General features: G+C 73.0%; 18 protein-coding genes. 7 read left to right on the plus strand and 11 right to left on the minus strand.

The genetic code is table 11. From position 1 onward, the window contains the following. The coding region (locus tag DI005_RS05240) for a transposase (RefSeq protein WP_199542526.1) at window positions 1-745 on the plus strand (745 nt) is incomplete at its 5' end. 283 nt (window positions 746-1,028) lie between these two features. On the opposite strand, the gene DI005_RS05245 is transcribed toward DI005_RS05240, so the two are convergent. The 6 genes from DI005_RS05245 to DI005_RS05270 form a co-directional block, all read right to left on the minus strand. Next, on the minus strand, window positions 1,029-3,812 hold the full coding sequence (locus DI005_RS05245; RefSeq protein ID WP_147263821.1) for a patatin-like phospholipase family protein: 2,784 nt from the start codon (window positions 3,810-3,812) through the stop codon (window positions 1,029-1,031). Between the two features lie 171 nt (window positions 3,813-3,983). Continuing rightward, entirely contained in the window at window positions 3,984-4,775 is a 792-nt protein-coding gene (locus DI005_RS05250; protein WP_112268898.1) for an ABC transporter ATP-binding protein, read from the minus strand. Between the two features lie 21 nt (window positions 4,776-4,796). After that, window positions 4,797-5,579: an ABC transporter permease gene (locus DI005_RS05255; protein ID WP_112268900.1), complete on the minus strand. Its 783-nt coding sequence runs from the start codon at window positions 5,577-5,579 to the stop codon at window positions 4,797-4,799. After that, window positions 5,576-6,373, minus strand: a complete 798-nt coding sequence (locus DI005_RS05260; protein WP_113641400.1) for an ABC transporter permease — start codon at window positions 6,371-6,373, stop codon at window positions 5,576-5,578. Before DI005_RS05260 ends, DI005_RS05255 begins: the two co-directional genes overlap by 4 nt. Beyond that, window positions 6,373-7,380: an ABC transporter substrate-binding protein gene (locus DI005_RS05265; RefSeq protein ID WP_113641401.1), complete on the minus strand. Its 1,008-nt coding sequence runs from the start codon at window positions 7,378-7,380 to the stop codon at window positions 6,373-6,375. Before DI005_RS05265 ends, DI005_RS05260 begins: the two co-directional genes overlap by 1 nt. Window positions 7,381-7,643: 263 nt before the next feature. Next, window positions 7,644-8,381, minus strand: a complete 738-nt coding sequence (locus DI005_RS05270; RefSeq protein ID WP_113641402.1) for an SDR family NAD(P)-dependent oxidoreductase — start codon at window positions 8,379-8,381, stop codon at window positions 7,644-7,646. A gap of 83 nt (window positions 8,382-8,464) precedes the next feature. Here DI005_RS05270 and DI005_RS05275 point away from each other — a divergent pair, with 83 nt between their 5' ends. The 3 genes from DI005_RS05275 (at window position 8,465) to DI005_RS05285 (ending at window position 11,395) form a co-directional block, all read left to right on the plus strand. After that, complete coding sequence (locus DI005_RS05275) at window positions 8,465-9,079, plus strand: TetR/AcrR family transcriptional regulator (RefSeq protein ID WP_113641403.1); 615 nt, start codon at window positions 8,465-8,467, stop codon at window positions 9,077-9,079. Between the two features lie 626 nt (window positions 9,080-9,705). Beyond that, entirely contained in the window at window positions 9,706-10,290 is a 585-nt protein-coding gene (locus DI005_RS05280) for a hypothetical protein (RefSeq protein WP_137095289.1), read from the plus strand. A 142-nt stretch (window positions 10,291-10,432) separates the two neighbouring features. After that, window positions 10,433-11,395, plus strand: coding sequence for a DUF3048 domain-containing protein (locus DI005_RS05285; RefSeq protein WP_112268914.1), 963 nt, complete (start codon window positions 10,433-10,435; stop codon window positions 11,393-11,395). Between the two features lie 9 nt (window positions 11,396-11,404). Here the strand turns inward: DI005_RS05285 and DI005_RS05290 are convergent, their stop codons facing one another. Continuing rightward, window positions 11,405-12,316, minus strand: a complete 912-nt coding sequence (locus DI005_RS05290; protein WP_112268916.1) for a universal stress protein — start codon at window positions 12,314-12,316, stop codon at window positions 11,405-11,407. Next, on the minus strand, window positions 12,313-13,701 hold the full coding sequence (locus DI005_RS05295; protein ID WP_113641404.1) for a wax ester/triacylglycerol synthase domain-containing protein: 1,389 nt from the start codon (window positions 13,699-13,701) through the stop codon (window positions 12,313-12,315). The genes DI005_RS05290 and DI005_RS05295 overlap by 4 nt, the downstream gene beginning before the upstream one ends. Before the next feature lie 235 nt (window positions 13,702-13,936). Here DI005_RS05295 and DI005_RS05300 point away from each other — a divergent pair, with 235 nt between their 5' ends. Together DI005_RS05300 and DI005_RS05305 are read left to right on the plus strand one after the other, a co-directional pair. Further along, a complete protein-coding gene (locus DI005_RS05300; RefSeq protein WP_112268920.1) occupies window positions 13,937-14,677 on the plus strand; it encodes a hypothetical protein in 741 nt (246 codons plus the stop codon). A gap of 98 nt (window positions 14,678-14,775) precedes the next feature. Beyond that, a complete protein-coding gene (locus DI005_RS05305; RefSeq protein WP_112268922.1) occupies window positions 14,776-16,512 on the plus strand; it encodes a GAF domain-containing protein in 1,737 nt (578 codons plus the stop codon). 37 nt (window positions 16,513-16,549) lie between these two features. Here DI005_RS05305 and DI005_RS05310 read toward each other — a convergent pair whose 3' ends face one another. Beyond that, window positions 16,550-17,209 carry a response regulator transcription factor gene (locus DI005_RS05310; RefSeq protein ID WP_199542527.1) on the minus strand — a complete coding sequence of 220 codons (660 nt, stop codon included), beginning with the start codon at window positions 17,207-17,209 and terminating at the stop codon, window positions 16,550-16,552. A gap of 125 nt (window positions 17,210-17,334) precedes the next feature. Between DI005_RS05310 and DI005_RS05315 the strand changes: the two genes are divergently transcribed. Then, window positions 17,335-18,318 carry a nitroreductase family protein gene (locus tag DI005_RS05315; protein WP_112268926.1) on the plus strand — a complete coding sequence of 328 codons (984 nt, stop codon included), beginning with the start codon at window positions 17,335-17,337 and terminating at the stop codon, window positions 18,316-18,318. A gap of 111 nt (window positions 18,319-18,429) precedes the next feature. Here the strand turns inward: DI005_RS05315 and DI005_RS05320 are convergent, their stop codons facing one another. Together DI005_RS05320 and DI005_RS05325 are read right to left on the minus strand one after the other, a co-directional pair. Continuing rightward, on the minus strand, window positions 18,430-19,077 hold the full coding sequence (locus DI005_RS05320) for a response regulator transcription factor (RefSeq protein ID WP_112268928.1): 648 nt from the start codon (window positions 19,075-19,077) through the stop codon (window positions 18,430-18,432). Between the two features lie 3 nt (window positions 19,078-19,080). After that, the gene (locus DI005_RS05325; RefSeq protein WP_113641405.1) at window positions 19,081-20,712 is read right to left on the minus strand and encodes a GAF domain-containing protein; all 1,632 of its coding nucleotides are present in this window, start codon (window positions 20,710-20,712) and stop codon (window positions 19,081-19,083) included. Window positions 20,713-20,776: the final 64 nt, after the last annotated feature.

Below are 20,776 nucleotides of genomic sequence, written 5' to 3' on the forward strand. Positions count from 1 at the left end.
GTGCGGCGCCGGCACACTGCTGGTGCGCGCGGATTCCGGGTTCTACGTCGGTGAGCTGATCGCCGAGATCGCCCGGTCCGGAGCGTGGTTCTCGATCACCGCGCCGCTGCGCACACCGATCCGGGCGGCGATCGCCGCGATCAGCGAAACGTCCTGGAAACCGATCACCTACGCCCGGCCTGTCCCCGACGCCGAGAGCGCCACGATGATCACCCGCGCAGAGATCGCCGAAACCAGCTACACCGCGTTCGCCAACCCCAGCGCCCAAGCCGGCCAGAAGACCACCGGCCGGCTCATCGTGCGCCGCACACCCGTGCCCACCGTGGGCGGCCAGGGACAACTGGTCACCATCTACCGCTACCACGCCGTGTTCACCAACAGCCCTTACGACCCGATCACCGCCGAAGCCCAACACCGTGACCGCGCCGGAGCCATCGAACAGGTCTTCGCAGACCTCAACGCCTCCGCGCTGGCCCACTTCCCCTCCGGCCGATTCGCCGCCAACGCCGCCTGGCTGTCACTGGCCGCCCTGACCCACAACCTGCTCCGCGCCGCGGGCTGCCTAGCCAGCCCCTTCCACGCCAAAGCCCGCACCAGCACCCTCCGACAACACCTCATCCACGTCGCCGCCCGCACCACCCGATCAGCCCGCCGCATCCACCTCCACCTCCCCCGCGACTGGCCCTGGGCCCAGGACTGGAACCGACTGTTCACCACAGCCCACGCACCACCACCAGCACCCTGACCCACCCACCCCGCCCACAACGGGCCCAACCGGAGACCACACTGGACAAGCTGGACACCAGGCCAGCAACCCCCGCACGCCCACACCACAACCATCGCACCACCCCACCCCCCACCCCCGCACCAAGATCACCAAACAAGATCAACAGCGGATCCAGATTGAACGCAGTGAAGGTGGCCTTCACTGCAGGGGCCCCAGGCCGCCTGGCGCTCGCGGCCACGGCGAGCCGGTAGCCACCACCGGTGGCCTCGACCAGGCCGGAGTCGCCCAGCGCACGCCGCGGTCAGGGCGTGGCCAGCGCCGGCTCCGGGCTCGGCTCCACCAGGGGCCGCGCGGCCTCGCGGGCCTTCGCGCCGATGCGCCTGCCCAGCTCGGCGTAGGCGGAGAACTTGGCGTCGTCGAACCACTGGTCGCCCGTGCTGTCGTTCGGGAACTCGGGATGGTGCGCGGCGTAGGAAAGCAGCTGGTACGGCAGCTCCGGGAACAGCACGGCCCTTGCCACCACGAGCCTGCCCGTGACCTCGGCCGCGAGCCCGCTCTCCGGCGGGTAGTGGATCGTGCCCGTGATGAGCGGCGAGGCCGTGAGCCTGCCCGCGAGGGTGAGCTGCTCGGCGCCGGGCACGTGGTCCACCTGGCCGGGTTCGGCCGGCCACGGGTCGTCGAGCTCCACGCGCACGCCCAGCTCGTGCCTGGCCAGTGTGAGCGCCTGGGCCAGCGTGCCCGCGGTCGGTGGCGCGTCGTTGCTCGCGTCGACGCAGTAGATGAGCGTGCAGCGGCGGCGGAAGAGCTCGACGAGGCCGAGGTTGTCGTAGTGCCCGCCGTCGGTGACGTGCAGCAGCGGGTCGCGGTGCGGATGGACGCCGAAGACCTCCCGCAGCAGGTACGGCAGCCTGCGCGCCCTCGGCAACCACGGATGCGCCCAGTTGCCCTCCTCGGCGGCCTCGTGGGCGTGCCGCACGAACTTCGGGTTCGGCAGCCACGCGCCGAGCCGGGCGCCGGACACGGCCAGCAGCACCTGGAACCAGCGGCTCGACCTACCCATCGCCGAGGCGAACGCGGCACCGCTCACCGCCACCGCGCCCTGCACGGTGAGGTCGCGGCGGAAGCGGGGCGTCACCGCCGCCTCGAGGTCGCCGGTGCGGACCCAGCCGACGTCCGGCCCGCCCGTCCACTCGGCGCTCATCGTGTAGGACACCGCGTCGAGACCCGGGGGAGTGCGGTTCTCGCCGGTGAGGTTCGCCGACGCGGCGAACACGACCTCGGGGAACCCCCGTGGCCTGGCGCCGTAGCGCGACAACGACGTGCGCTCGGCGGGGTCGTAGGGCACGGCGACCACCTGGCCGTCGGCGTCGCGGCGGACCCTCCGCACGGCGAATGCCGACGCGAGCCGCTGCCGGTAGAATGGGTGCAGGCTCAGCGACGTCACGTCGAACACCCCGCCGAGCACGAGCACCACCGCCGCGACGAGCGCGGCTGACCACAGCGCGGCCTCGGCGCCCAGCGTCGTCGCCGAGCCCGCGAACAGCAGCAGCCACACCACCGCGAGCACGCCGGTGGTGACGATCACCAGCAGCCGTTGCAGGACCCCGCCCGGTAGCGCAGCGGGAATGCCGCCGGTGCCCCGCCGGAACAGTCCTCGCGCCTGCCTGCCGAGGAACGCCCGGTGCCGCCAGAACATCGACGCGACGGCGGCGAGGTAGGTCAGCAGCACCGTCCCGAGTGGACCGCCGATTCCGGCGACCCGGCCCGCGTGCGTCAGCAGCCACTCGGCCGTCCACACCAGCAGCGGCACCACGAGGGTGAGGGCGGCGAGCACGACCGTGATCGCGACGAGCGGCGGCACGACGCGGGCCGAGCGCGCTCGGCGATCGGCGGCGCCGCGCGTGAACAGCGCGAGCAGGAACGTGCCCGCCGACAGCACGCCGAGCGCGACGAGCGAGCCCGTGCGCGGTACCGGATAGCGCAGCGGGTCGAGCGTGAGCTCGGTCAGCGGCACGGCGTGGTAGAAGAGTCCGATGAGGACGCCGAGCACCACGGCGGGTCCGAACAGGACGGTCAGGGAGAGCAGCAGGCCCCTGGCGATCCGGCCGAGCGCGGCCAGCATGCGGGCCGGGGTGTCGGCGAGGTAGCTGGAGTGCCTGCGCACGTGGTGCAGCTCGGCGCTGCCCTCGGTGAACACGGTGGCGGGATCGCGCACCGGCTCGCCCGGCGGCGGAGCGCCGGCGTCGGTCAGCGCCTGCTGCAGCGCACCCGCCGTGTAGCCGCCGCCCGAGACCGACACGAGGTGGTCGGCCTCGAGCAGCTCGGTGCGCAGCGACTGGAGCGCGCCCATCGCGACGCTCGCCGCGCGGATCCCTCCGCCGGACAGGCACACGCCGCTGGTGTCGGTGCCTTCCGCCCACTTCCTGCTGATCTCGGCGGGGTCGACACCGGGCACGGTGTAGGCGTCGCGCCAGCGGGTCGCGCCCGGCTCGCCGTCGCGCGGGGCGGCCGGGTCGTCGGCCTCCAGTGGCCGGGGCGGGCACGTCCGCGGCCGCTGCGCGGTGCGTTCCGCGAGTGATCGGGGGGAGTGGGCGACGCAGCGCCACAGCAGTGCGCCGACTCCGGCGAGGCCGATCGCGGCGGCCGGCAGCAGCGCGCTGAACTCCAGCACGGTCGCGGCGGCCGCGCCGTCCAGCGCCCATGCCGCGGTGCCAGGCCACGAGGTCACCAGCAGAAGGAGGAGGTTCGCGAGCGCCCCGGCGGCCACGGTGACGACCGTCGCGACCCGGGCGAGCCACGCGGCCTGGAACGACCTCGGCCCGCACGCGCACCACCGGGCCGCGGAGGCGCCCAGCCACAGCGCGGTGCCGACGCAGGCGAGTAACAGCAGGTTCCACCAGGCCGCGTCCGCGGTCTCCGGCGGCAGCGGCACCGCCTGGCCGCGGCCGGCGAGGGCGACCGCGACGGTGCCGGCCGCCTCCGGTACCAGTGCGCCGGCGACGGGCAGCACGAGTGCGGCGAGCGCGGCACCGGCGGCCGCACTCCTGCGCGGAGCGCCACCCCGCGCGGGACTCGGCGATGACACGGTTCCCCCCAAGTACGTCGGCCCTCGACGGTGACGCCCAGCAGTCTGGCCTTCACACAGAGGGGTGTAAAGCCGACTGTCCAGTTCGTTATCGCAGGACTCGCGGTCGGGAACGCAGAACTCGCGGGCTGGAGCGGGGGACTCGCGGGCTGGAGCGGGGGACTCGCGGGTTCAGGTGGGGGTCGGGAGGTCTGGGGCGTCGGGCTGTTTGCGTTTGATGGAACGGAAGATGTGCGCGCGCAGGTGGGCGAACTCGGGCAGTTCCTTGGTCTCCACCTGGTCCCTCGGCTCCGGCAGGCCGACGGGCAGCACTTCCTGCACCGCCGTGGGCGGCGGGGTGAGCACCACGACGCGGTCGCCGAGGTAGACGGCCTCGTCGATGTCATGGGTCACGAACACGACGGTGACGCCGTAGGCGGTGCGCACGCGCAGCACCAGATCCTCCAGGTCGGCCCTGGTCTGCGCGTCCACGGACGCGAACGGCTCGTCCATGAGCAGGATCTCGGGCTGGTAGGCCAGCGCCCGCGCGATCGCGACGCGTTGCTGCATGCCGCCGGAGAGCTCCCACGGGTAGTGGTCCATGAACCCGGTGAGCCCCACCGACTCGACGGCGTCCTCGACGAGCCGGTTCCGCTCGTCCCTGCCGAGCGCCTTGTGCCGCAGCGGCAGGGCGATGTTGTCGCGCAGCGACAGCCACGGCATGAGCGAGCGGCTGTACTCCTGGAACACGAAGCCGATCTGCTCCGGCGGCCCGTCCACCACGTGCCCGCGCAGGGTGACCCGCCCCGACGTCGGCGCCAGCAGCCCCGCCATGCATCGCAGCAGCGTGGTCTTGCCGCAGCCGGACGGCCCGACCACGCACACGAACTCGCCCTCGGCGACGGAGAAGCTCAGCTCGGCGATGGCGTGCGTCACCCGCTCGCCCTCGCCGTACGTCTTGGACAGACCGCTCACGTCGAGCATCGACGGACCCTTTCCTCGCAGTCACCGCAGCGCACTGGCCCTGGCCCCTCGATGCCACCTGAGCACGCGCCGCTCTACGAGCGCAAGCCCCGCGTTGAGCAGGTAGCCGAGCAGGCCGAGCAGCAGGATTCCGGACCACATCTCCGGGATCGCGAACGAGCGCTGTGACTCCAGCACGAAGTAGCCGATTCCCTCGGTGCTGGCCACCATCTCGCTGATCACCATGAGGATCAGCGCGAGCGACAGGCTCGTGCGCATGCCCGCGAACACTTGCGGCAGCGCCGAGGGCCAGACGATGCGCAGCAGCCGCTCCGTGCCCGTGATGCCGTACACCCGCGCCGTGTCGAGCATCGTCGGGTCGACCCCGCGCACGCCGTCGACGGTGTTGAGCAGGACCGGCCAGACACACACCACGGCGATGACGAAGATCTTCATGGTGTCGCCGACGCCGAGCACGAGCATCCCGAACGGCAGCAGCGCGGGCGGCGGCACGGCCCGGCCGAACTCGACGATCGGGCCGGCGACACGGCGGGCCGTCTCCGAGAGCCCGAGAGCGGTGCCGAGCGCGACCCCGGCCAGCACGGCGATTCCGAACCCGGCGGCCAGGCGCGCGAGGCTCGGCACCACGTCGCTGCCGACCCGTTCGAACACCCACGTGTCCGCGAACGTCACGAGGATGTCCGCCAGCGGCGGGAAGTAGAAGCTGTCCGCGCCCGCCGACCACACCCACCACGCGGCGAGCGCGGCGAGCGGCACGGCGATCTCGAGTGCGATGAGCAGCAACCCGCGGCGGGATCCCCTCATCGCGCACCCCGCTGGGACGGATGCCAGTGCAGGACGCGCCGCTCGCCCGCGGCGAAGAGCGCGTTGAGCACCCAGCCGAGCAGGCCGGTGACGATGATGAGCGCGTACAGCAGGTCCGTGGCCCCGCCGACGCGCGCGGCGTTGATCTCCCTGCCGAGTCCGGGAGAGCCGATCACGAGCTCGGCCGTCACCGCGAGGATCAGCGCCACCGACGACGAGATGCGCAGGCCCGTCGCGACGTAGGGCACCGCGCCCGGCAGCACCACGCGCGTGAGCCGTTCGACGCGGCCGAGCCGGAACACGCGCGCGGTGTCGAGCGCGACCGGGTCGACGTCCTGCATCCCGTAGAGGGTCTGGATCAGCAGCGGCCAGAAAGCGGCGAAGGCCGCGAGGAACACCTTGCTCTCCAGCCCCACGCCGTAGACCAGGATCGCGAGCGGGACGAGCGCCACCGACGGGATGGGCCGGAGGAACTCGATGATCACCCGGAACGCCCGGTATCGCACGGCGCTCGTGCCGAGCAGCATCCCGATCGGCACGGCGAACGCCGCCGCGATTCCGAGCCCGAGCGCCCACCCCTGCAGCGTCTGCCCGACCGCCGACCAGAACGACGTCTCGGTGGTCTGCCGGCCCAGCTCCGCGAACATCTCGGTCACCGGCGGGAAGTAGCGCCGGGGCAGCAGTCCGGTCCGGGCGGCCACCTCGGCGAGCAACAGCACGGCCGCGACCCCGGACCACGTCTGCGCGACGGCGCGCGCCCGCGGCCGGGCGGCACGCACCCGCTGGGCCACCATCAGTTCCCGCCGGGGGTCCAGATCAGCTCGTCGAGGTCCGGCGGCTGCTCCAGCAGGCCGTACTTCTGGCTCAGCTCGCTCATCAGCTCGATGGAGGGCCGGTTGAGGTCGGTGCCCCACTGCGCGAGCCGGACCTCGCCGATCAGCTCGTCCGGGATCTGGGTGTAGGTGCCCAGCGCCTCACGCACGGCGCCGGGGTGGCTGCCGGCGTACTCCAGCGACCTGTTCATGGCCCGCGCGAAGCGCTCCGCCACGTCGGCGTTGTCCGCGAGGTACTGCTCGGTGGTGAAGTACGTGGCGACCGTGAGGCTCGGCTCCGTCTCGTACAGCGGTGCGACGATCGGGCGCGCGCCGCTCTGCCTGGCGACCGTGTCGAACGGCTCGACGACGTAGATGGCGTCCACCTCGCCCTGTTCGAGCGCGGCGTTCGCCTCGGGGAATGGCACCTCCACGAACTGCAGCGTCGAGATGTCCACGCCGTGCTTCTCCAGCGCCGCCTTTGCGGTCACCTCGGTGATGTTGCGCAGGGTGTTGAGGCTGATCCGCTTGCCCTCCAGGTCCTTCGGCGTGGTGATGCCGCTGTCGGCGCGGACCCAGATGTGCGACCACGACTGCTGCTCGGTGGCCGCCTCCTGCACGCCCTGCGTGAGGATGCGCACGGGCAGGCCCCGGCTCGCCGCGATGAGCAGCGACGTGGTGTTGGAGAAGCCGAACTGCAGGTCGCCGCTCTGCACGGCGGGCAGGATCTCGGCGCCGCCCGCGAACTCCTGCGGTTCCACCCGCAGGCCTTCGTCGGCGAAGAAGCCCTGCTCCCTGCCGACGTAGAGCGGGGCGACATCGGAGATGGGGATGACCCCGACGCGGACGGTGACCGGACCCTCGCCCGGCTGGTCGCCGCCGCCCCCGTCACCTCCGCAGGCGGTGGTGACCGTGAGCGTGGCCAGCAGGGCGGCCGCGGCCGAGAGAAACCGTCGGGGTCCGGAGATCAGTGCACGTGCCTGGGTCATGGGGCACTCCCTCGTGCCATGCGTGAACCGGCCAGGACTGGAACAGGTCAACAGTCTGTCACCGTTGTGAGTGACACGGGAAGATCTGCCGAGTACCGAAATGGCCCGTATAACGCCCTATACCGCTCGGCCTTGGCCGCCAGGCCGGGACGTGGGCGAACCAGGGCGGTTCGTCCCCAGGCATCGTCCGGCGGGCTCATGTGACTTTCCGACCAGCCGCTCGTTGGGTGGGGCATGGGTCGCGCCTAGGGCATTTCCGTCGTTCAGGCCCGGGTGTAGCCGCCGTCGGCGAAGAGTTCGGCACCGGTGATGAACGACGAGGCGTCCGAAGCCAGGAACAGGGCAGCATCGGCGATTTCCTCGGGCTCGGCCAGCCGCCCCAGTGGCACGGTGGCTTCGGCGAACTGGTCGGCAGCCGACCCTGCGGCGCTCAGCAGGCCAGGGGTCCTGGTGGGTCCCGGGCTGAGCACATTCACCCGGAACCGACGTTCCCGTGACTGGCGGGCCCAGTTGTGCACGAGGTTGCTCACCGCCGCCTTCGAGGCGCTGTAAACCTCGAGGCCCTCATTGGGCCGCACGCTGTTGCTTGAGCCGATGACCAGGATGGAGGCGTTCTCCACCAGCAGCGGAAGCGCCTTCTGAACGGTGAACAGCGGGCCCTTGACGTTGACAGCGAGGACCAGATCAACGTTCGCCTCGGTGTGAGAGCCGAGAGCGGCGTCCGCGGCGATTCCCGCATTGGCCACCAGCACGTCGATGCGTCCAGCCTCGTCACGGACTCGCGTGTAGAGGGCGTCCAGGTCGGCCAGCGCCGAGACGTCCGCTCGTACGCCGGTGGCCGCCGGACCCATCTCCCTGACCGCCGCATCGAGGCGGTCGGCGTCCCGGCCTGTCACAAAGACCCGTGCGCCCTCTCGGGCGAAGCGGTGGGCTATGGCCAGTCCGATCCCGCTGGTCCCTCCGGTGATCACAGCGACCTTCTCCCGCAGTACACCCGGCATGTCGAACCCCTCAAGTTATGGAATGGATCGTCCACAACGTAAGCGTAATGGACGATCGAGTCAAGAATGGGTAGGCTCAGGCCATGCCCAGGCCACGCGCATTCGACGAACAGCAAGTCCTAGTCAGGGCCCGGGAGCAGTTCTGGACGACCGGCTACGCCGGAACGCGGATGGATGACATTGCCCAGGCGACCGGCCTGGGCAAAGGCAGCTTGTACGGCGCCTTCGGAGGGAAGCGCGAGCTGTTCCATCGCGTGTTCGATGACTGGTGTGCCTCAGTCGTCGAGGTGGCCGAAGGGCAACTGACAGGCGGCCCGGACGCAGAGGCACTGGCCCGGCTGTCGGGATACGTGCGCCTGATGGCTGAAAACGCCGCTTCCGACACCGAACGCCGGGGGTGCCTGGTGGCCAAAGGTGCAGCGGAGTTGGCCCAGCACGATCCGGCGATCGCCGGACGTACGGCCGATACCATGACGAGACTCCTGGCCCTGCTGCGAGCGGAGGTCAGCGCCGCCCAGCGTCATGGCGACATCGATAGGGCCGCAGACCCCGAGCAGTTGGGGGCACTGCTGTTGTCGGTGGTTCGCGGTATCGAGGCGGTAGGCAAGGCCGGTTTGACCCCGGAGACACTGCGGAACATCGCGGACACCGTACTGGCCGTCCTGCCCGCACCCGGGGAAAGGAAGCCTTGCCGCTGAGCGCGACTCGGCCTGCGATAAGCAACTCGGCGCCATCACAAGTACATGATCCGCCGGACAGCGCCTAAGTCGCGCTCCGACTGGGACGGGAGCCTGGACGCGGAGAGCGCGAGGTGAGAGCTGGACCCTCTGAGCACCCTGACCCCGCTGGACCAGTCCGCTCCGCTGGAGGCGCCGGCCCGCGAGAGCCCGCTGCCGCTGCCGATCGTGGTCGGCGTCGACGGCTCGGCCGCCGCGCTCGCCGCGGTGCGCTGGGCGGCGTTCGAGGCCAGCGCGGACCGGCGCCGCCCTGCGCCTGACGCACGTGTGCGACGTGCCGCCGCTCGATCCGCGCGTCGCGCCCGAGCCGGCCGCGGCCCGTGAACTGGTGCACGGGGCGCGCTGCCCGGTCGCCGTCGTCCGGCCCCGACGCTGGTCCGATCCATTGTGGACACTGCTCTGAGCGGGCTGCGATTGGGCCAAAGCGGTGACACAGCGTGTGTCTGTCGCCATTCTCACAACACATTGGTGTGGTCCAGGGGACGATTACGTTGAAACACCAGACCTCGTCCCGGGGATAATGTCGGTGTCGGATGTTGAACCGGCGACTGACGATGGGGCCGCCGGGCGAAGGGGGTCGGTCACTGGTGGCATCATCTGGAAGAACCGCGCGGTTGTGGCGGCGGCTGTTCGTCGGCCGTAATCCGCTGGCGAGGCCGGGGGATCGCCTCGAGTCGCGGTTGCTCGTGATTCTCCTCCTGCTCGTCCTGTTCTCGATCCCCGTGGTCGCCTCGCTGGGCAGCGAGACCTACGCGAGCAGGCTCGCGGTTGCCGAGCAGGAGGCGGAGTCCAAACACCGGGCCACGGCGGTGCTGCTGGCCGACGCGCCCGTGAGCATGACCACGGGCGAGCTGGAGAGCGTTGGGGTCCTCGCGCGCTGGGAACGGCCCGACGGCACCGAGCAGGTCGGCGAGGTGAGCGCCTACCGGGGCAGCACGCGCGGCACGGAGGTCCCCGTCTGGCTCGACGACAGCGGCGAGCTGACGAGCCCGCCGATCACCAGGGCCGGTGCGGCCACCGACGCCGCGAGCGTCGCGATCTCCGCATGGCTCGGCGTCGTCGCCCTGTGCGGGCTGGTGTTCCTCGCCGTGCGCGGCGTGCTCGCGCGGCTGCGCGCGGCGCAGTGGGCACGCGAATGGGCGCGGGTCGAGCGCGAGTGGAGCCGCCGCTGACACACCGGCGGTGGTCGAGACCTCTGCCGCCGACCGGGTGAACCCGGCGCCCACGCTCCCGGAAACCCCGCCGAACGGATCCGGCCGTCCGCTCGCTCGTTGTCGTGCTAGTGAGCGGACAGCATCCGGGAGGAGGTGGCCCGTGCCCGGCAAGCCCATCCGCCAGCTCATCGCCGCGGTCTCCGTCTTCGCCGTCGTGGGCGCCGCCGTCGCCGCGCTCCTGCTGTTCGGCGACGACGCCCCCACCCGCCCCGGCGCGCCCCAGCGGGGCTCCTCGGCGGTCACCACGCCCGCGCCCGCCGACCGCGTCCTCGTCGTGAAGATCGACAACGTCGCCGCTGCGCGCCCGCAGACCGGGCTCTCCGCCGCCGACGTCGTCTACGTCGAACCGGTCGAGGGCGGCCTGACCCGGCTCGCCGCCGTGTACTCCTCGCGGTTGCCGCGGGTCGTGGGCCCGGTGCGCAGCGCGCGGGAGACCGACGTCGAGCTGCTCGCCCAGTACGGGCATCCCACGCTGGCCTTCTCCGGCGCCGCACCCGAGATCCTGCCGCTGCTGCGCCGCGCCTCGATGACCACGGTGACCGAGCGGCGCGTGCCCCGCGCGTACTTCCGGGACGGTGCCCGGCCCAGGCCACACAACCTCTTCGCGCGGCCGGACCTGCTGCCGGCGGGTACCGGGCCGGGGCCGCGCCACGTCCTCGACACCGGTCCCGCCCCGGGCGGAGGAACGCCCACCGCGAGCCACGCGGTCGGCTTCCGGGCCGCCTCCTACGAGTTCCGCTGGGCGCGGCGGGACGCCCGCTGGCACGTGTGGCTCGACGGATCGCCGCTGCTCACGACGGAGGCAGGGCAGGCGGCCGCCGCGACCGTGGTCGTGCAACGGGTCGCGATCCGCCAGGGCGCCGTCGAGGACGCGGCGGGCTCCGTGTCGCCGGTCGCCCGGACGGTCGGCACCGGCCCCGTGACCGTCCTGCGCGACGGCAGGGCCTTCCCGGGCACGTGGTCGCGGCCCTCGGCGGGGGAGGGCACCACGTTCACGACCGCCTCCGGCGAGCCGCTGCCGCTCGCGGAAGGCCCCGTGTGGATCCTGCTCGTGCCGCGCTGACCGGCGGGTTCAGCCCTTCGCGGGACGAGGGCGGGCGATCATCACCGGGCACTCGGCGTTGTGGATCAGAGCCTGGCTCGTGGATCCGAGCAGCAGGCCGCGGAAACCGCCCCGGCCCCTGCTGCCGACCACCACGAGCTGCGCCCGCCGGCTCCACTCCAGCAGCTCGTGCCTCGGCCGGTCCTTCACCAGCACCCGCCGCACGCTCACGTCGGGGTAGTGCTCTCGCCAACCCGCGAGCCGCTCGGCGAGGCGGCGCTCCTCGGCGTCGCGCATCGGCTCCCAGTCGAAGGCCATCCGTGCCTCGCTGAAGACCTCCGTGTCGGCGTCGCTCCACGTGTGCACGGCCACCAGCTCCACGCCGCGGAAGCACGCCTCGTCGAAGGCGTGGCCGATGGCCCGCTCGCTCAGCGGGCTGCCGTCGATGCCGACGACCACGGGTCGCTGGTCGTCCCTGGCGGGCAGCGGCGGACCGTCGCCGCGCACCGACACCACAGGGCAGTGCGCGTGGCTCACCAGCGCCAGCGTGGTGGAGCCGACCAGCAGGCCGTAGAGCCCGCCGTGCCCCGACGAGCCCAGCACGAGCATGCGCGCCGACTTCGACGCGTGGATCAGCGTGGGAATGGGCGGGTCGGTCTCGAACAGTGTGTGGACGTCCAGTCCCGGCTCCGCCTCCGCGGCCGTCGCGCGTGCTGTGTGCAGGAACTCCCACCGCTGCCTGCGCAGGTCCTCCCTGAACGCCGCGGGGGGCGGGATGCTCTCGCCCGCGTAGAGGTCGGGGTAGCCCGCGGCGTGCACGAGGTACAGCGGGACGCGGTGGCGCGCCGCCGCGTCGGCGGCCCACCGCACGGCCCGCAGCGCCGCCGACGAGCCGTCGACTCCGGCGACGACGGGGCCGCTGCCCAGCTCGGGGATGCTCACGATCGCTCCTTCTCTGCGTCGGCGTGCTCGGTGGTGGCCGGCGTGGCCGGGGCCCCCGTGCCCGGCCCGCCGGAGAGCGTGGCCAGCTCGTCGCGCAGCGCGTCCATCAGCACCGGCAGGTCGGTGACCTGCTCGGGGTCGGTGACCGCCGTGACGGTCAGCCGCCCGCCGTAGGACAGGGCCACGAACGACACCGTCATGTTGCCCTTGACCGTGGAGATCGGGATGACCTCCCGGATCGGCGCGCCGAGGAACGACAGCCGCGCCGACGGGCCGCGCAGGTAGGTGATCGACGTCGACAGCACGGTCTGGTGGTCCACGAACCACTGCAGCAGCTTGAGCCGCGCCAGCAGCCGGAAGACCGGGCTCACGAGCCGGCCCGAGGCGCCGCGGGCGACGCCGACGCGGCGCCGGGTCAGCCACGCGATCGAGGTCAGCCGCTCCAGCGTGTCCCCGGCCGCGGGCAGCTCGATCGGTACCGAGAACGCGTGGTTGCCCAGGTGCGCGCCCGCGTCGCGGCCCCGGGTGGACACCGGCATCGACACGACGAGGTTGTCCACGTGCTCGCCGCGGGCACGCAGCAGCCCGTGCAGCGCGCCGGTCCCCGCGGCGAGCACGGCGTCGTTGAGCGTCCCGCCGTGCGTCCGCGCGGTGGCCCGCAGCGCCTTGACGTCGGCCCTTGCCACGGCGAAGCGCCGGTTCGGGCTGGTCGGCCGGTTCAGTGACGAGCGGGGCGCCGACGAGGTCTCCCGCAGCCGCAGTTCCCTCAGCGCGCCTCTCACCCGCCGCGGCACGGCGCCGAGCCCGCGCAGCGCCCGCACACGGTCGCGCGTGGCGTCGGTGAGCAGCTGCCACCTGCCGGGCGGTCGTCGGGGGAACGCCGGGTCGTCCGGCGCGGGTATGCCGTCGGCGATCCGCGCGAGCGCGGCGAGCCCGCCGATGCCGTCGGTGAGCACGTGGTGGAGGACGAACACGAGCGCCGCGTCGCCGCCGGCCAGCCCGGTGACGAACGTGGCCGACCAGAGCGGCCGGTCGCGGGGCAGCCGCTCGGTGACGGCGTCCGTGGCGACGGCGAGCAGTGCCGTGTCGTCACCCGGCTCCGGGCAGTGCACGTGCCGCACGTGGTCGTCCACGCGGAACCCGGCGTGGTCGGTCCAGTACGGCCTGCCGAACCCCGGTGGGGTGCGCACGAGGCGCTGCCGGAAGCGGCGGACGCCCCGCACCCGCTCCGCGATGGCCTTGCGCACGGCGTCGACGTCGAGCGCGGCCCCGCCGTCGAGCACCAGGATCCCGGCGATCTGCATGGGTGGTACGCCCAGATCGGACGCCAGCGTCATGAGGTCGCCCGTCCCCATGCGCTCGACGGTGGCTGTGTTCGGAGTCATCGTCGCCCTTCGCGCGTGATCTTGCTGGCACTACTACGCACGGTACGTGTTTCTCGCGCCCGAAGCCCGGCGGCCGCGCGGGCAGGCGGCCGGCCACACCATTGTGGACGGTCACGCGGCGGCCGGTAGGGACCTTGTGCCCTGGTGGCCGGTGACGAGTGCCGCTGCCCTGACGGCCGGGGAAAGCCGATCCTGGTGACCAGGGACGCAGCCCCCCGGCAGAAGGAGCGAGCCGATGACGACCGGCCCCCTGCTCACCCGCCCCGCGCTGCACGCGTGGTCGGCCCAGGAGCGCGACGTGCTGGTGCGCGCGGCGATGAACTCCTACCCCTGCGGTGTCGGCCGCCCGTGGTCACTCGAGGTCCGCGGCGACCGGGCCGAGCTCTCCGAGCGGTTCGGCGCGTCGAGCTGGCACCCGGAGGGCGTGGGCCGCGACCGGGTCATCGCCTGCGGCGCGGCCCTTGCCGGTGTGGTGGTGGCCGCGCGGGTGCTGGGCTGGCTTCCCGAGACGGTCCTGCTGGGTGAGCCCGGGCGGCCCGCGCTGGTCGCCAGGGTCACGGCGCCGGGCAGGCATCGCCCCACCGGCACCGACGTCCGCCGGTTTCGCGCGATCTTCGACCGCACGCGGCACCGGCACGCCGTCGATCTCGCCGAACTGCCCGAGGAGCCCCTCGCCGAGGTGGTGCGGACCGGCACGATGCCGGGCGTGCGGCTGGTGCCGGTGCGCTCGTTCGCCCCGGCGCGTCGCAAGCAGACCCTCGAGGCCGGGCTGCTCGTCGTCACCACGTCCGACGGGCGAAGGGACCAGGTGCTCGCCGGTGCCGCCATGCAGGAGGCGTCACTCGCCGCCCGTGCGCTCGGCTTCACCGCGGCCCCCCAGATCAGCCCGTTTCAGTTCCGGGAGTTCCGGCAGCGGCTGGTCCGCTCGTGCGGGCTGGGCGGCAGTCCTCAGCTGCTCCTGCGACTGGGTAGGTGACGATGGTTGAGCAGGCGTGCGGACAGGCATAACGTGAGCGCAGCGCACGACGTCAATGGTGGTGTGAAGCAGGGGGCCATTGCACGATCGGAGACCGCATGCCCACAGATTCGGCGCCGTCGGGGGACACCGGCGGCCGCAAGCCCGAGGCGAGCGCGCTCGCCGGGCTGCGGCTGGACGAGCTGCTGCACGAGGTGCAGGAACGGCTCGCGGAAATCGTCAGGACGCGGGACCGCCTGCAGGGCCTGCTCGACGCCGTCCTCGCGGTCGCGACCGGGCTGGAACTGGACTCCACGCTGCAGCGGATCGTGCAGGCCGCCGCGGACCTGGTGGACGCCCAGTACGGCGCGCTCGGCGTGCTGTCGGACGAGGGCGGGCTGTCGGAGTTCGTCTACGTCGGCATCGACGAGGAGACCAGGGCGTCGATGGGGCACCTGCCAGAGGGGCGGGGCCTGCTCGGCGTGCTGATCGAGGACCCGCGGCCGGTGCGCGTCGCGGACCTGTCGAAACACCGGGCTTCCGTGGGTTTTCCCCGCAACCACCCGCCGATGCACAGCTTTCTCGGCGTGCCGATCCGCGTGCGTGACAAGGTCTTCGGCAACCTCTACCTCACCGAGAAGCGGGACGGTGCCGAGTTCACGGCCGACGACGAGGTGGTGCTGCAGGCGCTCGCCGCCGCGGCCGGGGTCGCGGTCGACAACGCCAGGCTGTTCGAGAAGTCGAGGATGCGGGAGCGCTGGCTCGGCGCGGTCGCCGAGATCAACGGCGAGCTGCTCGGGGGAGCCTCCGTCGACGCGACGCTGGCGCTGATCGTGCGGCGCGTTCGCGAGCTGGCCGGGGCCGAGGACGCGCTCCTGCTGCTGCCCGGCGAGGCGCTGGACGTCGTGTCGGTCAGCGTGGTCTCCGGGCCGAGGGCCGAGGGGCTCTCCGGGCTGGCGGTGGACACGCGGGGCGGGTCCGTGCTGGCCGAGATCCTGCGCGGGGGCGACCCGCGCATCCTGCCCGACCTCTCGTTGGCGCTGTCCGAGCCGGGGGTCAGCTCCGGTGGGTTCGGGCCCGCCGTCGCGGTGCCGGTGAGCAGCGCGTCGGGCGCGGGCGGGATGCTCGTCGTCGCACGCCCGAAGGGCTCGGCCGCGTTCGTCGACGAGCAGCTGCCGATGCTCGCGTCGCTGGCCGACCAGGCCGCGGTCGCGCTCGAGTTCGCCGACAAGCAGCGCAACCAGCGGCTGCTCGACCTGCTCGCCGACCGCGACCGCATCGCGCAGGACCTGCACGACCACGTGATCCAGCGCCTGTTCGCCACCGGCATGAGCCTGCAGGGCACCCTGCGCAGGATCACCGACGAGCACGCGCGGGGGCGGGTCCAGCACTCGGTCGAGCAGCTCGACCGCACGGTGCGCGAGATCCGGACGTCGATCTTCGACCTGCACACCACGGCCGCGGACAGGCCGGCGAGCCTGCGGCGCAGGCTGCTCGACGTGGCCGCCGACCTCACCGCCGACTCCGTGGTGTCGCCGTCGATCCGGATCTCCGGCGCGGTGGACACGTTCGTGCCGCAGCGGGTCGCCGAGCACGCCGAGGCGGTGCTGCGGGAGGGGCTGAGCAACGCGCTGCGGCACTCCGGCGGCGACGAGGTCGCGGTGTCGGTCGAGGCCACCGCCGAGGAGCTGCGCATCGAGGTGACCGACAACGGCGTCGGCATCCCGCCGGGCGTCGCCCGCAGCGGCCTGGACAACATCGAGCGCCGGGCCCGCCAGTGCGGGGGGAGCGCGGCGATCAGGGCCGCGCGGGAGGGCGGCACCAGGGTGCTGTGGCGGGCACCCCTGGGTGGCTGAGGCCCTGGGCGGCTTTGGTCCTGGGCGGCTGAGGCGGTTACTCCACCTGCGGCTTGGGGCCTGCCGGGCGGCGCAGCTCCGTCGCCAGCACCGCGGCCTGCGTCCTGCGCTGCATGCCGAGCTTGCCGAGCAGCCGCGACACGTAGTTCTTGACGGTCTTCTCCGCGAGGAACAACCGCTCGGCGATCTCCCGGTTGGTGAGCCCCTCGCCGATCAGGTCGAACACGGCGCGCTCCTGCTCGGAGAGCGCGGCGACCGGATCGGCGTCGGCGCGCTCCCGCCGGATCCGGCTCATGAGCGCAGCGGTGGTGCGGCTGTCCAGGAGGGAGCCTCCTGAGCCGACGGTGCGGACCGCCGAGACCAGGTCCGAGCCCAGCACCTGCTTGAGCACGAAACCCGAAGCCCCCGCCATGATCGCGTTGAACAGCGCCTCGTCGTCGGCGTAGGACGTGAGCATCAGGCAGCGCAGGCCGGGAAACCGCGAGAGCAGCTCGCGGCACAGCTCCACGCCGTTGCCGTCGGGCAGCCGCACGTCCAGCACCGCGACGGTGGCTCCGGAGGAGGGAATCCGCGTCAGCGCCTCGCTCACCGAGGCCGCCTCGCCGACGATCTCCATGTCGGACTCGTCGTCGAGCAGGTCCGCGAGGCCTCGGCGGACGATCTCGTGGTCGTCCACGAGGAAGACTCGGATGGACATCTCAGCCACCATAGCGCCGATCGCGGCCACGCACACCCGCCGCTGTCCGGCCGAGGGCCGGAAGGCCCTAGGGGAAGGGACTTCCGGATGGTGCTGACGCGGCGTGATTGCGGGATTCTCAGGGTATGGAGAGCGCGGCGGCCGAGTGGTCGGCCGGTGAAATCGACGTCCTCGCCAGAGCGGTGGTCCACGCGCCGTCGGTGCACAACATGCAGCCCTGGTCGCTGGAGCTGCCCGACGGTGAGGCACTGCTGGTCGAGCGCACGGATCTCGCACTGCCGTGCCACGACCCGGCGGGCCGGGACCGGGCGGTCTCCTGCGGCGCCGCGGCCGCCAACCTCGAGCTCGGCATGCGGGTACTGGGGCGGGCGACCCGGCTCGCGCTGCTGCCCGACCCGGACCGGCCGGACCTGGTCGCGCGGATCACGGCGGGGGAGGTGCGCCTGCCGAGCGGGATTGACCTGCACCGGTACTCGGCGATCGCGCGCAGGCGCAGTTACCGGCACGCGTTCACCGGGCAGTGCGTGTCGGACTACGACCTCGCCGACCTGGTGGCCGCCTCACCGGCCGAGGGCGTCACGGCGCGCCCACTGCGGGGCGCCGCCGAGCTGACCGCCCTGGCCGACGTGCTGGAGTACGCCGGGGCCGCGGTGCGGCAGGACGACGGCTACCAGCGGGAGCTCGCGCTGTGGACGGCCCGCGACATTGAGCGCGCCGGGGACGGCCTCGCGCTCGCGGCGGTGGCGTCGACGCTGCCGTGGGCCGGGCTCGTGCGGCCCGGCACGGCGCTGCCCGACCGGGAGACGCTCGCGGCCAGGCTGGGCCGGGAGACCGTGCTCGTGTTCGTGACCACCGACGACACGCGGCTCGACCACGTGCGCACCGGCGTCGCGATGGAGCAGACCTGGCTCGCCGCGGTGGACATGGGGCTCGCCGCCGCCGTCCAGACTCAGCCGCTGCACCTGGCGGAAGCCCGTTCGGCGTTGATCGAGAACCTGGGCCTGCCGGGGTACCCGCAACTGCTCATGCGCGTCGGCCACCCCGCCGTCGCGGTGCCGCGAAGCCCCCGCCGCGCGATCCGGGAACTGCTCGACCGCGACGCGCTGTGAACGGAGCCCCACCGCCCGTTGACCGTCCCCCAAGGCCACCTTCGGTGCGTTCAACGCAACAAGGGTGGCCTTGGGTGCGTTCAACGCAACAAAGGTGGCCTTGGGGAGCGTTCAGTGGCCGAAGTGCTGGCGGCGGCGGGTTGCGAAGACGGCGGCCTCGGTGCGGCGCTCGAAGCCGAGCTTGTGCAGCACCGACGACACGTAGTTCTTCACCGTCTTCTCGGCGAGCACGAGCTGCTCGGCGATCTGCCGGTTGGTGAGGCCCTTCGCGACCAGGTCGAGCACCCGCCGCTCCTGCGGGCTCAGCGCCGCGTAGCGCGGGTCCGGTTCGCGTTCGCCCCGCAGCCTGCTCAGCACGGACTCCGTCAGGTGCGCGTCGAGCAGGGTGCCTCCCTCGGCGACCGTGCGCACCGCCGACACCACCGAGGCGCCCGACACCTGCTTGAGGAGATAGCCCGCCGCCCCCGCCATCACCGCGCCGAAAAGCGCGTCGTCGTCGGAGAACGACGTCAGCATCAGGCACGCCGGCGGATGGTCGATCGACGCCCGGATGTCGCGGCACACCGTGACGCCCTCGCCGTCGGGCAGCCGCACGTCGAGGATCGCGACGTCCGGCAGCACCAGCGGGATGCGCGCGAGCGCCTCCGCCGCCGTGCCCGCCTCACCGGTCACCCGGATGTCGCCCTCGGCCTCCAGCACCGTGCGCAGGCCCGCGCGCACCACCTCGTGGTCGTCGAGCAGGAACACCGAGATCGTCATGGCTCACTCTCCTGACCGCGGCAGGCGGGCCGTCCATTCCAGCTTGGTACCACGCCCGGGGGCCGGGCGCACCGACGACGTGCCGCTCCAGCGGGCCGCGCGCCGGGCGAGCTCCCGCAGCCCGTCGCGCGGTGGCAGGTCCTCAGGCACGCCGGCGCCGTCGTCGGTGACGGTGAGCGTGACCGTGTGGCCCGAACGGTCCACCGACACCTCGACGGCGACGGACGTGGCCCGCGCGTGCCGGGCGGCGTTGGCCAGCCCCTCGCGAAGCGCCGCCAGCAGGTCGGGCCGTACGACCTCGGGCACCGCGGTGTCGAGCGGGCCCTCGAAGCCGATCCTCGGCTCGAAGCCCAGCGCGGGCGCGTGGTCCAGCGCCACCCGCAGCAGCTCCGAGCGCAGGCTGCCCGGCGCCTCCGCAGGCTCCTGGAGCGAGAAGATGCTGTTGCGGATGTCGCGGATGGTCCGGTCGAGGTCGGTGACGAAGCCGCTGACCTGCCCGGACGTCCTCGGGTCGGTGGTCAGCCTGCCGAGCGCCTCCAGCCCGAGCCCGATCGCGAACAGCCGCTGGATCACCAGGTCGTGCAGATCGTGCGCGATGCGCTCGCGGTCCTCGAACACGGCGAGCCGCTGCCGGTCCTCGCCGGCCCTGGCGAACTCCAGGGCCAGCGCGGCCTGGCCGGCGAAGGTCTGCACGAGCCGCACGTCCTCGTCGGAGAAGGGGACCTTGTCGTTGACCTTGGCGACGAGCAGCACGCCGAGTGTCGCGGAGCCCACCGTGAGCGGGACGGCCACGGCCGAGTCGAGATCGGCCACCGGGGGCGGCACGCGCACGCCCGCCGAGTCCCGCTGGTAGTCGGCGGCCCTGCGGCCGTAGTCGCGCACGACCACCGGCTTTCCCGTGCTGAACGCCTCGCCGGTAGCCGTGCCGTGCGCTGAGACGGACAGGCCGGTCACGCGCTCGGCCGTCGAGTCGGTGGTCTCCACGATGTCGAACACCAGCCGGACCTCGTCGCCGGAGCTCGGGCGGGCGATCGCCCCGACCGACGCCCCGGACACCTCGCGGGCGCGTTCGGCGATGAGGTGCAGGGCCGCCGAGGGGTCCTCACCGCTGAGCAGCGCGGTCGTCACCTCGTGGGCGGCCTCCAGCCAGCGCGAGCGCAGAGCGGTGCGCTCGAGCCGCGCGGCGTGGCGCAGCGCCGCGGCCGCGGCCGCGGCGAGCACGCCGACGGAGTCCTCGTCGTCCTGGCCGAAGCGGCTCGCGCGCTCGTCGCCGAGGCACACGTGCCCGAACACGGTGCCCCTGCCCCGCACGGGCACGACGAGCAGGGAGCGCAGCGGCGCCAGCGCGGGGCCGACGGGGTGTTCGCGCACGTCGGTCAGCCGCCGAGGGCCCGGCCGCTCGTCGAGCAACCGGCCGAGGCCGTCCCTCAGCCGGTCGCGCGGCGGGTCGTCCCCGCCCTCGGCGACGAGCGGGGGAAGCCCGTGCTCGGCGCCGTGCGCGACGAACGCGCCGTGGTCTGCGCCGGTGAGCTCGACCGCCGAGCGCACGAGCCTGCGCAGGACCTCGGGCGCGCTGAGGTCGCCGCCGACGGTCGTGACCGCGGCGAGCAGGCGGCGGACGCTGGCTTCGCTCACGACGCCCCCCAACTTGGCCGGCGCGGGTGCTCGCCCGAGTCTAGGCGCGCCCGCGCCCGCCCGG

Origin of the sequence: Prauserella sp. PE36 (genome assembly GCF_003311655.1) — a bacterium.
GTDB classification, from domain to species: Bacteria; Actinomycetota; Actinomycetes; order Mycobacteriales; family Pseudonocardiaceae; genus Prauserella_A; species Prauserella_A endophytica.